The 12945-nt window shown below is 68.0% G+C and carries 12 protein-coding genes; 10 read left to right on the top strand and 2 right to left on the bottom strand.

Going from position 1 to position 12945, the window contains the following annotated elements:
- Positions 1-20 precede the first annotated feature (20 nt).
- Together dcd and apbC are read right to left on the bottom strand one after the other, a co-directional pair.
- A complete protein-coding gene (gene dcd / locus G020_RS0110375) occupies positions 21-587 on the bottom strand; it encodes a dCTP deaminase (protein ID WP_018871181.1) in 567 nt (188 codons plus the stop codon).
- A 19-nt stretch (positions 588-606) separates the two neighbouring features.
- A complete protein-coding gene (gene apbC / locus G020_RS0110370; RefSeq protein ID WP_018871180.1) occupies positions 607-1698 on the bottom strand; it encodes an iron-sulfur cluster carrier protein ApbC in 1092 nt (363 codons plus the stop codon).
- A gap of 530 nt (positions 1699-2228) precedes the next feature.
- Between apbC and G020_RS0110365 the strand changes: the two genes are divergently transcribed.
- The 10 genes from G020_RS0110365 to G020_RS0110320 all read left to right on the top strand — a co-directional run bounded on the left by G020_RS0110365 (position 2229) and on the right by G020_RS0110320 (position 12863).
- Positions 2229-3569, top strand: a complete 1341-nt coding sequence (locus tag G020_RS0110365; RefSeq protein ID WP_019590601.1) for a hypothetical protein — start codon at positions 2229-2231, stop codon at positions 3567-3569.
- A 404-nt stretch (positions 3570-3973) separates the two neighbouring features.
- On the top strand, positions 3974-6025 hold the full coding sequence (gene metG / locus G020_RS0110360) for a methionine--tRNA ligase (RefSeq protein WP_019590602.1): 2052 nt from the start codon (positions 3974-3976) through the stop codon (positions 6023-6025).
- 79 nt (positions 6026-6104) lie between these two features.
- A complete protein-coding gene (gene mtnB / locus G020_RS0110355) occupies positions 6105-6728 on the top strand; it encodes a methylthioribulose 1-phosphate dehydratase (RefSeq protein ID WP_019590141.1) in 624 nt (207 codons plus the stop codon).
- Positions 6725-7435, top strand: coding sequence for a hypothetical protein (locus G020_RS0110350; RefSeq protein ID WP_019590603.1), 711 nt, complete (start codon positions 6725-6727; stop codon positions 7433-7435). The genes mtnB and G020_RS0110350 overlap by 4 nt, the downstream gene beginning before the upstream one ends.
- A 104-nt stretch (positions 7436-7539) precedes the next feature.
- Positions 7540-8118 (top strand): electron transport complex subunit RsxA, encoded by a 579-nt coding sequence (rsxA, locus tag G020_RS0110345; protein ID WP_018871175.1) that lies wholly within the window; start codon positions 7540-7542, stop codon positions 8116-8118.
- 1 nt (position 8119) lies between these two features.
- Positions 8120-8692, top strand: a complete 573-nt coding sequence (gene rsxB / locus G020_RS0110340) for an electron transport complex subunit RsxB (RefSeq protein WP_019021075.1) — start codon at positions 8120-8122, stop codon at positions 8690-8692.
- Positions 8693-8702: 10 nt separating this feature from the next.
- Positions 8703-10433, top strand: coding sequence for an electron transport complex subunit RsxC (gene rsxC / locus G020_RS0110335; RefSeq protein ID WP_024329559.1), 1731 nt, complete (start codon positions 8703-8705; stop codon positions 10431-10433).
- A complete protein-coding gene (gene rsxD / locus G020_RS0110330) occupies positions 10433-11494 on the top strand; it encodes an electron transport complex subunit RsxD (RefSeq protein ID WP_018946218.1) in 1062 nt (353 codons plus the stop codon). The genes rsxC and rsxD overlap by 1 nt, the downstream gene beginning before the upstream one ends.
- Positions 11491-12177 carry an electron transport complex subunit RsxG gene (gene rsxG / locus G020_RS0110325; RefSeq protein WP_024329558.1) on the top strand — a complete coding sequence of 229 codons (687 nt, stop codon included), beginning with the start codon at positions 11491-11493 and terminating at the stop codon, positions 12175-12177. Before rsxD ends, rsxG begins: the two co-directional genes overlap by 4 nt.
- The gene (locus tag G020_RS0110320) at positions 12174-12863 is read left to right on the top strand and encodes an electron transport complex subunit E (protein WP_018946220.1); all 690 of its coding nucleotides are present in this window, start codon (positions 12174-12176) and stop codon (positions 12861-12863) included. Before rsxG ends, G020_RS0110320 begins: the two co-directional genes overlap by 4 nt.
- The last annotated feature ends 82 nt before the right edge of the window (positions 12864-12945 follow it).

Below are 12945 nucleotides of genomic sequence, written 5' to 3'. Positions count from 1 at the left end.
GAAAGCGGTCCCGGCCGCGCTCAGGTGCGCGGCAGCGTGACCCCGCGCTGGCCCTGGTACTTGCCCCCGCGGTCCTTGTACGACGTCTCGCACTCCTCGTCCGACTGCAGGAACAGCATCTGCGCCACGCCTTCATTGGCATACACCTTGGCCGGCAGCGGCGTGGTGTTGGAGAACTCCAGCGTCACGTGGCCCTCCCACTCGGGTTCCAGCGGGGTCACGTTGACGATGATGCCGCAGCGGGCATAGGTCGACTTGCCCAGGCAGATGGTCAGCACGTCGCGCGGGATGCGGAAGTACTCCACCGTGTGCGCGAGCGCGAAGGAATTGGGCGGGATGATGCAGACGTCGGCATGCACGTCGACGAAGCTGCCCTCGTCGAAACCCTTGGGATCGACGATGCTCGAGTTGATGTTGGTGAAGATCTTGAAGTGATCCGAACAGCGCACGTCGTAGCCGTAGCTGGACGTACCGTAGGAGACGATGCGCTCGTCGTCGCGATAACGGATCTGGCCGGGCTCGAAGGGATCGATCATCCCCTCGGCCTCGGCCATGCGACGGATCCAGCGGTCGGACTTGATGGTCATCCCTGATCGCCCGCCGTCATCAGTTGTTCTGGATGACGATGTTGGGAAACTTGCTGCTGTAGTCCCGCGCCTGTTCCGCCAGCCGGGCGCCGGTGCGCCGCGCGATCTCGCGGTAGATCTCGGTGATGCGACCATCGGGGTCGGCGATCACGGTCGGTTCGCCGCCATCGGCCTGCTCGCGGATGCGGATGTCCAGCGGCAGCGCGCCCAGCAGGTCCACGCCGTATTCCTCCGACATGTTCTCCGCGCCGCCCTGGCCGAAGATGTACTCCTCGTTACCGCATTTCGAACAGATGTGGATGCTCATGTTCTCGATGATCCCGAGCACCGGCACCTCGACCTTCTCGAACATTTGCAGGCCCTTGCGCGCGTCCAGCAGGGCGATGTCCTGCGGCGTGGTCACGATCACCGAGCCGGAGACCGGGATCTTCTGCGACAGCGTCAGCTGAATGTCGCCGGTGCCCGGCGGCAGGTCGATGACCAGGTAGTCCAGGTCCTTCCAGTTGGTCTCGTTGATCAGCTGTTCCAGCGCCTGGGTCACCATCGGCCCGCGCCAGATCATCGGCGTGTCCTCGTCGATCAGGAAGCCGATGGACATCGCCTGCACGCCGTGGCGCTCCAGCGGTTCCATGTGCTTGCCGTCCTTCGACTCCGGCTTGTCCTTGATCCCCAGCATGCGCGGCTGGGAGGGGCCATAAATGTCGGCGTCGAGGATGCCGACACGCGCACCCTCGGCCGCCATGCCCAGGGCCAGGTTGACCGCGGTGGTGGACTTGCCCACCCCGCCCTTGCCCGAGGCCACGGCGATGATGTTCTTGATCCCGGACATCGGCTTGAGGCTCTTCTGCACCGCGTGGGTCAGGACCTTGCAGCCGACATTCACCTCGACCGCCGCGTCCCCGGCGACGCCGCGCACCGCCTGCTCCACCGCGGCTTGCAGTTCGTCGTGGTAGCCGGAAGCGGCATAACCCAGCTCGATGTCCACCGCGACCCGCGAGCCGTCGATGCGGATATCCTTCACCTGGTTGGCGGACACCAGGTCGGTTTCGAGGTACTTGTCCTGCACCTGCTTCAGGGCGGATTCGATCTGCTCGCGCGAGAGTTCAGCCATGGTTGCCCGGTTTCCGTTGATTGGGAGTGTGATCGCGCGATTCTACTGCCCGCAGACCGGGACGCCAATGACTGCACGCCACGGCCGACTTTCGGCGTCCCCGGATCCGGGCCGAGAGGAGGCCTGTCAAGGCCCCAGCCCGACAGATTGTCCGATTTGTGCACATCCGCGGCGATCGGCCACCCCGGCGGGACAGGATAGCGAAAACAGCCGGAAAGACACTCGACAAAACTTTTTCAAGTCCCTGTTTATGAATCGTTTTTAAAAAGTTGGTCGTTTTTTGACCAATCTGAGGCAAAGCCCCGTCTGACAAGGCTTGCGGACAAATGCCACGGGTTTTCCCACAGAGTTATCCACAGGTTCTGTGGACAGTCACGGGGCTTGACACCCGTCACCCGATAGCTCCGGCAATGTGACCCGGCCGACAGAACCCGCCCGCCGTGCATGCCGCGCCGTGCATCGCCCGGTCGAAGCCCGTAATGTGAAGACTTGCGCGACGCGTATCCAGCGGGAAGGGTCCGGACAAATTCATGCTCAAGGAAGTGGCGATCGGCGGTGCGGTCCTGGTGGTCGCGGGACTGGGGTATCACCAGTACGAAATCGGTCAGATCGAGCGCAGCCTCGACGAGTTCGCGGCGGAACTGCGCCCGCTGGGCGAGCTGGACTATTCCGGGGTGCGCATCGGCCTGAACGGCCACCTGCACGTCGACGGCGTGCGCTTCGACCCGCACGCCCTCCCCGGGCGGCTGCGGGCCGAGCGCATCAGCGTCGAGACGGACGGCATCCCGGAGCTTCTGCGCCTGCGCCGCACCCTGGAGCGCGACCGCCTGCCGCGAGCCCTCGGCGCCTCCGTGCACCAGCTGCGGGTCCCCGCGACATGGTCGCGCGCCAACGCGGATGCCCCCCTGGCCCGTTTTGTCACCCGCCTGGACACCGCCGGCTGCAGTGCCCTGGCGGACGCCGGGCCCGGGCAGGTGCTTGACCGTCTTGGCATGGCGCGGGCGCCCGTGGACCTCGCGCTGTCCTATCGCATTGAAGGCAGTGGCGAGCGGCTGGAGCTGCGCGGGGCATACCAGGCCGGCGCCCTCGGCGGCTTCCACGGCCGGGTGGAGTTCGAGCCCCGCGCCGGTTCGCGCGACCTGGAACGCTTCGTCCCGGCGCTGCTGGAAGCGCCCATGCGCGAGTTCGGCCTCGAATACCGCGATGCGGGCTATTACACCTCCCTGCAGGACTTCTGCCTCCGCGAATCCGGCCTGCAGGCGGAGTCCTGGCGCGAACACCACATGGGCGAATGGCTGCAGACATGGGCCGATGCCGGATTGCAACCGGGGCCGGCCCTGACGCGCGGCTATCGCGAATTCGTCGCGCAGCCGGACTCGATCGAGCTGCAGGCGGGTCGCGTGCGCGATCCGCTGCGGCGGGCACGCGGTCTGGATTCGCCGATAGAACTCCTCGACCGCGTGGATCTGCGCCTCGCGATCAACGGCGAGCGCATCGGGCCCGTGGTCCTGCACACCGGGGATTTCGTCGGCCTGCCCGACGCGACGGAGCCGGACACGGGGGGCGACTCTCCGGACATGGAGGCAGCGCGCGACCGCGAGCCCGAGCGCGCCACCGCATCCGCACCCGGACCCGGCGTCCCCGCCACGCACGAATCCGGGGCCGCGGCGGCCGGCGTCCTCGCCTGGGACGCCCTCCCCGACCGGGTGGAACGCTACGTGATCGTGACCACCGAACGCGGGCACCGCCGCCCGGGCCGACTGCTGGAGGTGGACGATGACGAGCTGCGCCTGCGCCAGCGCCTGCATGGCGGATTCATCGTGGTGCGGCTGCAGCGCGACGAGATCCGCGAGATCCGCGCCGCCCGTTGACACGCCGCATCCTGCACGGTTTGTGCACAGACCGGGACGCCCCCGGGCGTAGTCGCCAACCGGGCACGCGTCACGCTCGGGAACGACATGCGGAAAAATCCCAAGTTGCTGTTTATAGGGCCTATTGTTCAGGCTGGTTAATGTTTGCCCAATCTGACGCAAGCCACGCACTGACAAGGATTTGGCTCGCCTGCCACGGTTTTTCCCACAGAGTTGTCCACAGGTTCTGTGGACAACGGCCGGCTTGACCGACACCGGGAAATGGATTAACCCGGCCTCCACGTCCGTTCCGGCGGCTCGACATCCCGCCGGCCACACCGGACAATATCCGTTTCCGGATCACCCGCCGGCCGCACTGCCCGTGGCCGGACACCCGCGACCCGACACCACAGATCCCGAGGCCCATGACCGACACGCCGCGCAAGATCCTCGTCACCAGCGCCCTGCCGTATGCCAACGGGCCGATCCACCTCGGCCATCTGGTGGAGTACATCCAGACCGACATCTGGGTCCGTTTCCAGCGCGCCCGCGGCCACGAGGTGGTGTACGTCTGCGCCGACGATGCCCATGGCACGCCCATCATGCTCAAGGCGCGCGCCGAGGGCATCGACCCCGAGACCCTGATCGAGCGCGTGCGCGAGGAACACGAGGCGGATTTCGCCGAGTTCCACATCGGCTTCGACCACTACCATTCCACGCATTCGGCAGAGAACCGCGAACTGGCCGGCGAGATCTACCGCGCTCTGCGCGACGCCGGCCACATCGCCACCCGCACCATCGATCAGGCCTATGACCCCGAGGCCGGGATGTTCCTGCCGGACCGCTTCGTGAAGGGCCGCTGCCCGAAATGCGGGGCCGAGGAGCAGTACGGCGACTCCTGCGAGGCCTGCGGCGCGACCTACAGCCCGATGGAGCTGCAGGAGCCGGTGTCGGCCATCAGCGGGGTCACCCCCGAGTCGCGCGAGTCGGAACACTTCTTCTTCCGCCTGGCCGACTTCGAGGCCTTTTTGCGCGAATGGACGGGCTCCGGACGCCTGCAGGGCGCGATCCGCAACAAGCTGGAGGAATGGTTCGAGGCCGGGCTGAGCGACTGGGACATCTCCCGCGACGAGCCCTACTTCGGCTTCGAGATCCCCGAGGCGCCGGGCAAGTACTTCTACGTGTGGCTGGATGCGCCCATCGGCTACATGGCGAGCTTTCGCGCCTGGGCGCGCGAACACGGCGAGGACTTCGACGCCTGGTGGCGGCCGGATTCCGATGCCGAGCTGTACCATTTCATCGGCAAGGACATCGCCTACTTCCACACCCTGTTCTGGCCGGCCATGCTGCACGGTGCGGGCTATCGCACGCCCTCGGCGGTGTTCTGCCACGGTTTCCTGACCGTCAACGGCGCGAAGATGTCCAAGTCGCGCGGGACCTTCATCCGCGCCCGCGACTACCTCGACCATCTGAACCCCGAGGCCCTGCGCTACTACCTCGCCGCCAAGCTGGGTGACGGGGTCGACGACCTCGACCTCAATCTCGACGACTTCATCCAGCGGGTAAACTCCGACCTGGTCGGCAAGGTGGTCAACATCGCCAGCCGCTGCGCGGGCTTCATCACCAAGCGCTTCGACGGCCAGCTGGCCGCCGAACTGCCGCGCCCCGACCTGCACCAGGCGTTCGTCGACGAGGGCGAGGCGATCGCCGCGGCCTACGAGAACCGCGAATTCGCCCAGGCCATGCGCCGCATCATGGCACTGGCCGACCAGGCCAACCAGTACATCGACGAGGCCCGGCCCTGGGTGCTGGCGAAGGAACCCGGGCGCGAGGCCGAGGTGCAGGCCATCAACACCCAGGGGCTGGACCTGTTCCGCATCCTGATCGTCTACCTCGCACCGGTGCTGCCGAAGCTGGCGAACGAAGCGGCGGCCTTCCTGCGCGAGGACGACCTCTCCTGGGCCGGACGCACCCGGGCCTTCACCGGCCGTTCGATCGACCGCTTCAAGCCGTTGATGACCCGCATCGAGGGGAGCACGGTGGAAGCCCTGCTCGAGGCCTCGAAGGCGTCGCTGAGCGGCGGCGAGGCCGCGGCAGACGAGGCGACGACCGGGGACGCGGAACCGGACCCGGCGGTGGAGCCGATCGCCGACACCATCGACTTCGACACCTTCGCACAGGTCGACCTGCGGGTCGCCCGCATCGAGGTCGCGGAACACGTGGAGGGCGCGGACAAGCTGCTGCGCCTGGAACTGAACATTGGCAGCGAACGCCGCCAGGTCTTCGCCGGCATCAAGTCGGCCTATGCCCCGGAAGACCTGGTCGGCCGCCACACCGTGATGGTCGCCAACCTTGCCCCGCGCAAGATGCGCTTCGGCGTCTCCGAGGGGATGGTGCTGGCCGCCGGACCGGGGGGCGACGAGCTGTGGATCCTGAGCCCCGACGAAGGGGCCCGGCCCGGCATGCGGGTCAAGTGATCCGCATGCCGGTGATGCGGGTCATGGATTTGCATCCGGTGCTCGCGTAAGCTGCCCGCCTTTTGCCAACAAGGGACGCATGGAAAACAGTCTCGAATTCAAGGCCCAGGTGAGCCTGCTCGCCGATGCCGGTGCCCGTCTCGCGGCCCGCGGCTGGCTGCCGGCCCGCGCCGGGCACTTTTCCGCGCGCCTGGACGACCGCCATATCGTGGTCTCCGCTCCCGGGCGTCAGAAGGACATGCTCGACGAGAACGACTTCATCATCGTCGATCTCGACGGCAATCTGCTGTCCCCGGCGGAGCGCACGCCGTCGCCGGAGACCTTTCTGCACATCATCATGTACCGCCGCGACAAGGACCTGGGCGCGGTGCTGCATACCCATTCGGCCAATGCTACGGTGCTCTCGCGCCAGCTGCCCGGCGGGCTGCATCTGAGCGACTACGAGGTCCTGCGTGAACTGCCGGTGGTGCAGCACCCCGCCGAAGGCATCGACGTACCGGTGTTCGCCAACGACCCGAACGTGCAGCAGCTGGCCGCGCAGGTCGATGACCGCATGAGCCGTCAGCCGGACCTGGCCGGCTATCTGATCGCCGGGCACGGCCTGTACACCTGGAGCCACACCGTGGAAACCGCGATCCAGCGGGTCGAGGCCTTCGAGTTCATGTTCGAGTGCGAGATCCTCGCGCGCCAGCTGCACCCATGACCCCGGCTCCCCAGGCAATCGTGCTCGCGTTCGAGGGCATGCTGGCCCCGGCGGATGTCCTGGCCGCAACCCTGGAACCGCGTGCCCGCGAGGAGCTGGGCCCGTTCCTGGAACAGCGCGCCGATGACCCGCTGGTGAAACGCACCCTCGCCGATCTGCGGGCCTATGCCGGACGCGAGCTGGACGACGCCGAGCTGCGCGTGCGCATCGACAGCTGGATGCGCGCGGGGCAGGACATCAGCCCGCTGCGCCAGCTGCAGGGCCTGATCTGGACCGAGGTGCTGGAACAGGGCGGCCTGAGGCCCGAACTGGACGCGGATACGGTGGCGGCGCTGACGCGACTGGCACGGGCCAACATCGCGCTGTACAGCTTTGGCGCCACGCCGGTGACCACCCAGCGCGAGTGGCTGCGGCGTGGCCCGGACCGCAACTTCGAGGCCCGCCTGGCGGGTTTCTTCGACACCCGCCTGGGCGGACGCCGCGACGCCGGCAGCTTCGGGCGCCTGGTCGCCGAGACCGGGCTGCAGGCGGACGAGGTTCTGGTGCTGTCGCCGGACCGCCGGCAGCTGGATGCCGCGCGCCAGGGCTGGCTCCGGACCGCTTGCCCGGCGCCGGAGCCCGGCGCCGGCCATGCGGATCCGGACGGGGAGCCGCACCCTGCCCTGAGCCTGAACGCCCTGGCCGAACGCTGGGGAACCGCCGCCTGACCACCCGGCCATGACCGTGGCCGGGGCAGGGTTGAGGTGCCATCCACGGGGGTCGATACTATGTTGTTGACCCTGTTACTCGGAAATTGCGGGCAGGAGCCGACTTGGAATACGTCCTGATCCTCATCAGCACGATCCTGGTGAACAACTTTGTCCTGGTGAAATTCCTGGGGCTGTGTCCGTTCATGGGGGTCTCGCGCAAGGTCGAGACGGCCACCGGCATGGGCCTGGCCACGACCTTCGTGCTGACGCTGTCGGCAGTAGCCTCCTACGTCATCAACGAATTCGTCCTCGCCCCGCTGGACCTGGAATATCTGCGCACCATCGCGTTCATCCTGGTGATCGCGGCCGTGGTCCAGTTCACCGAGCTGGTGGTGCGCAAGACCTCGCCGCTGCTGTACAACGTGCTGGGGATCTTCCTGCCGCTGATCACCACCAACTGCGCGGTGCTGGGCGTGGCCCTGCTGAACGTGCAGGAGGCGCACAACTTCGTCGAATCGGCACTGTACGGCTTCGGCGCCGCGGTCGGCTTCTCGCTGGTGCTGATCCTGTTCTCGGCGATCCGCGAACGCATCGCGGTCGCCGACGTGCCGGTGGCATTTCGCGGCAGCGCGATCGCGATGATCACCGCGGGCCTGATGTCGCTGGGCTTCATGGGCTTCTCCGGGCTGGTAACCACCTGACATGGACATCCTGATCGCCATACTCGCCATCACCGCGCTGGCCGCCCTGTTCGGCCTGGTGCTCGGCTATGCCGCGCAGCGCTTCCGCGTGGAGAGCAACCCGGTGGTGGACCAGATCGACGCGCTGCTGCCGCAGACCCAGTGCGGACAGTGCTCCTACCCCGGCTGCCGGCCCTACGCCGAGGCCATCGCCGCCGGCGAGGCCGACATCAACCGCTGCCCGCCCGGCGGGCAGGCCACGGTGGAGGCGCTGGCCGATCTGCTCGACCGCGACCCCAAGGCACTGGAAGAGGAAGAACAGGAAAAGAGCGTCGCGGTGATCGACGAGAACCTGTGCATCGGCTGTACCCTGTGCATCCAGGCCTGCCCGGTGGATGCGATCGTCGGCGCGGCCAAGCAGATGCACACCGTCATCGAGGAAGAATGCACCGGCTGCGAGCTGTGCATCGAACCCTGCCCCGTGGACTGCATCGACATGGTGCCGGTGGAGACCGACATCAGCGAATGGGGCTGGTCGGAACCCGAACCCTCGCCCATCGAACGGCCGCGTGACGAACCGCGGGCCTCCGCCTGATACCGCAACCATGCAGCTGCACCGTTTTCATGGCGGCCTGAAACTGGCCGACAACACGGAAGCGAGCACCGCCGAGCCGGTGCTGACCATGGGCGTACCCGAACGCCTCACGGTCCCGCTGTGCCAGCACATCGGCGATCCCACCGAGCCCTGCGTGCAGGTCGGCGACCGCGTGACCAAGGGCCAGCGCATCGGCCAGGCCGCCGGCTACATCGCCGCACACGTGCACGCCCCCACCTCGGGCGTGGTGGAAGACATCGGCGAGTACCCGGTCCCGCACCCCTCGGGCCTGTCCGCCCCCTGCGTGGTGATCCGCGCGGATGGCCGCGACGAATGGGGCGACACCCGCATGGAGCCATGGCTGGACTGGGACACCCGCGACAGCCGCCGGCTGCGCGAGCGCATCCGCGAGGCGGGCGTGGTGGGCCTGGGCGGGGCGGCGTTCCCCACCGCGGTCAAGCTCAACCCGCGTGCCGGCCAGAACATCCACACCCTGATCGTCAACGGCGCCGAGTGCGAACCCTGGATCAGCGCCGACGACATGCTGATGCGCACCGCGCCCGAGGCGGTCTTCGAGGGCATCCGCATCGTCGCCCACCTGCTGGGCGTGGAGCGCATCCTGTTCGCAGTGGAAGACAGCATGCCGGAGGCCATGCGCGCCCTCACCGAGAATGCGCCGGCGGAACTGGCCGACCGCCTCGAGCTGGTCTCCATTCCCGCCGTCTATCCCACCGGGGGGGAGCGCCAGCTGATCCAGGTCCTGACCGGCCGCGAGGTCCCCAGCGGCGGGCTGCCCGCCGACCTGGGCATGGTCTGTCACAACCCGGGGACCTTCCGCGCGATCTGCGACGCGGTGATCCAGGGCCGGCCGCTGGTCTCGCGCATGGTCACCGTCACCGGCCCCGGGGTGCACAGGCCGCGCAACGTGAATGCCCTGATCGGCACGCCGTTCGCCGACCTGGTCGCGGCCACCGGCGGCTACGACGCCGAGGTCGACCGCCTGGTGATGGGCGGGCCGATGATGGGCTTCGCCGTGCACGACGACGCCCTGCCGGTGATCAAGGGCACCAACTGCCTGCTGGCCACACGTCCGCAGGACACGCCCTCCCCGGGCCCGCGCATGCCCTGCATCCGCTGCGGCGAATGCGCGGCGGTGTGCCCCGCCCGACTTCTGCCGCAGCAGCTGTACTGGCAGGCGAAGGCCAAGGACTTCGACGCCATCCAGGACTACGGCCTGTTCGACTGCATCGAATGCGGCTGCTGCGCCCACGTGTGCCCCAGCAACATCCCGCTGGTGCAGTACTACCGCTACGCCAAGCACGAGATCTGGACCCGCGAGAAGGAACGCCAAAAGTCCGATCTGGCACGTGACCGCTATGAATTCCGTCAGGCCCGGCTGGAACGCGAGGAACGCGAAAAGGCCGAGAAACTGGCGAAGAAAAAGGCCACGGTGAAGAACAAGGAAGGCCAGGACGACGACAAGCAGGCGGCCATCCAGGCCGCGCTGGAACGCTCGCGCGCACGCAAGGCGGCGCGCAAGGGCCAGGCGGACGCCACCGATTCTTCCGACGGTTCCACCGGGGATGCTCCCGAGGGCCACTCCGGGAACCACCCCGACAGCCCCGGCGACACCGGCACGGGAACCGAACCCGCGGAGACCGGCGAGCCCGGCCGCTCCGAAGACACGGGTCAGGCGGATACCACGAACGCCACGGAAGACAGTCAGGAGCACGGACGCTGATGCGCTTTCGCACCGAATCCTCGCCACACATCATCCCGCGCCACTCGGTGGGCGGGGTGATGCAGCAGGTCCTGCTGGCCCTGGTCCCCGGCACCCTGGCGATGACCTGGTTCTTCGGCTGGGGCGTGCTGATCAACGTGGCCCTGGCGGTGGGCTTCGCGGTGGCGCTGGAGGCGGCGATGGTCGCCCTGCGCCGGCGCCCGGTGGGGCCAACCCTGGCCGACAACTCGGCCATCGTGACCGGCTGGCTGTTCGCCCTGGCCATCCCGCCGCTGGCGCCGTTCTGGGTCACCCTGATCGGCATCGCGTTCGCCATCGTGGTCGCCAAGCACCTGTATGGCGGACTGGGCTACAACCCGTTCAACCCGGCGATGGTCGGCTATGTGGTGGTGCTGGTCTCGTTCCCGCGCGAGATGGCGCTGTGGCCGGCCCCGGAGACCCTGCCGCAGATGCCGCTGGGGCTCTGGCAGAGCCTGCAGACGGTGCTCACCGGCAGCCTGCCGGCCGGCATGGAATGGGATGCCATCACGCGCGCCACACCGCTGGACGCCCTGCGCGAGGGACTGGTGTCCGGGCGCACGGTCTCCGAGGTCACCGCCAGCCCGGTGTTCGGCAGCTTCACCGAGACCGGCTGGGAATGGATCGGCAATTTCTTCCTGCTGGGCGGGCTGTACCTGCTGTTCCGCCGCGTGATCCGCTGGGAGATTCCGCTGGCGGTGATCCTTGGCGTGGCCATCCCCGCCGGGTTCTTCTGGATCCTGGATCCCGATGCCCACGCCTCGCCGGCGTTCCACGTGTTCAGCGGCGCGGTGATCCTGGGTGCGTTCTTCATCGCCACCGATCCAGTCTCGGCGGCCACCACGAAACTGGGACGCATCCTCTACGGCGCCGGCATCGGCCTGCTGATCTACGTGATCCGCACCTGGGGTGGCTACCCCGACGCGGTGGCCTTTGCGGTGCTGCTGATGAACATGGTCGCACCCACCCTGGATCACTTCACCCGGCCACGCGTCTACGGCCATTCGCGCGGAGGCGGGCCACCGCCGGGGGCCGGGCCGTGACCGGGCTCAAGCCGCGCGACATCGCGATCACCACCGCGCTGCTGGCCGCCTTCGCCGGGGCCGGTACCGGTCTGGTCGCGCTGGTGCAGAGCGGGACCGAGGCGCGCATCGAGGCCAACCGGATGGAGGTCAACCGCCAGCGCATCGCGGATCTGCTGGGCGAGCTGGACTACGTCAACGAGCCGGTGAAAGACACCACCGTCCTGTCCCACGAAAAGCTCAGCGGCGCGAAGCTGCCGGCCTGGTTCGCACGCGATGCCGACGACGCGGTAATCGGCATCGTGCTGTCCGCGATTGCCCCCGACGGCTACAGCGGCGACATCCATCTGCTGGTCGGAATCGACCGCGAGGGCGAACTGCTGGGCGTGCGGGTCTCGGAACACCGCGAGACGCCCGGACTGGGGGACGCCATCGAGGCCGGACGCTCCGACTGGATCCACGATTTCGAGGGCCGCCGCCTGGGCGATCCACCACGCGACGAATGGACCGTGCGCCGCGACGGCGGCGCCTTCGACCAGTTCACCGGCGCCACCATCACCCCGCGCGCGGTGGTGCATGCGGTGCGCCGGTCCCTGGAGTACTTTGAAGCCCATCGCGAGGAACTGCTGGCGACCGAACCCGGCGAGGGAGCGGCCGTGACCGAACCGCTCACGCCCGACGATGATCAGGAGACAACGCCATGAGCACGCCCGCCGACATCATCCGTGACGGTCTGTGGCACAACAATCCGGGCCTGGTGCAGCTGCTGGGGCTGTGCCCGCTGCTGGCGATCTCCGGCACGGTGGTCAACGCCGTGGGGCTGGGCATCGCCACCACCCTGACCCTGCTGCTCTCCAACGTGATCGTGTCGCTGATCCGCGAGCACGTGCGCTCGGAGATCCGCATCCCGGTCTACGTGCTGATCATCGCCTCCATCGTGACCGCGATCGAACTGGCCATGAACGCCTGGTTCCACGGCCTGTTCCTGATCCTCGGGATCTTCATCCCGCTGATCGTGACCAATTGCGCGATCATCGGCCGCGCCGAGGCCTTCGCCTCGCGCAACTCGGTCCCGCGCGCCGCGCTCGACGGGCTGATGATGGGGCTGGGCTTCACCGGGGTCCTGATCGCCCTGGGCGGCCTGCGCGAGCTGCTGGGTCAGGGCACGCTGTTCGCCGACTTCCACCTGCTGCTGGGCGAATGGGGGCATGCCCTGAGGATCGAGTTCTTCCCCGAGGAACACGGCTTCCTGCTGGCGCTGCTGCCGCCTGGTGCGTTCCTCGCCATGGGCCTGCTGATCGCGGTCAAGAACTGGATCGATGCGGCCATGGAGAGCGGCCCCGAACCCGCCGAAGACGCCGCGGCGGAGCCCGGGCCTTCCGCCGGCTAGGGCCGGGTCGGCTGCGCCGGGTCGGCTCCTGCGCCGGATCGGCCAGAGGCTGGCCTCCTACGGACGGAACCCTGCCCCCCGG

Source organism: Thioalkalivibrio sp. ALR17-21, assembly GCF_000420185.1.
Taxonomy (GTDB): Bacteria; Pseudomonadota; Gammaproteobacteria; order Ectothiorhodospirales; family Ectothiorhodospiraceae; genus Thioalkalivibrio; species Thioalkalivibrio halophilus.
The sequence above is the reverse complement of the archived record's forward strand: the minus strand, read 5'-3'. Positions and strand labels throughout refer to the sequence as shown.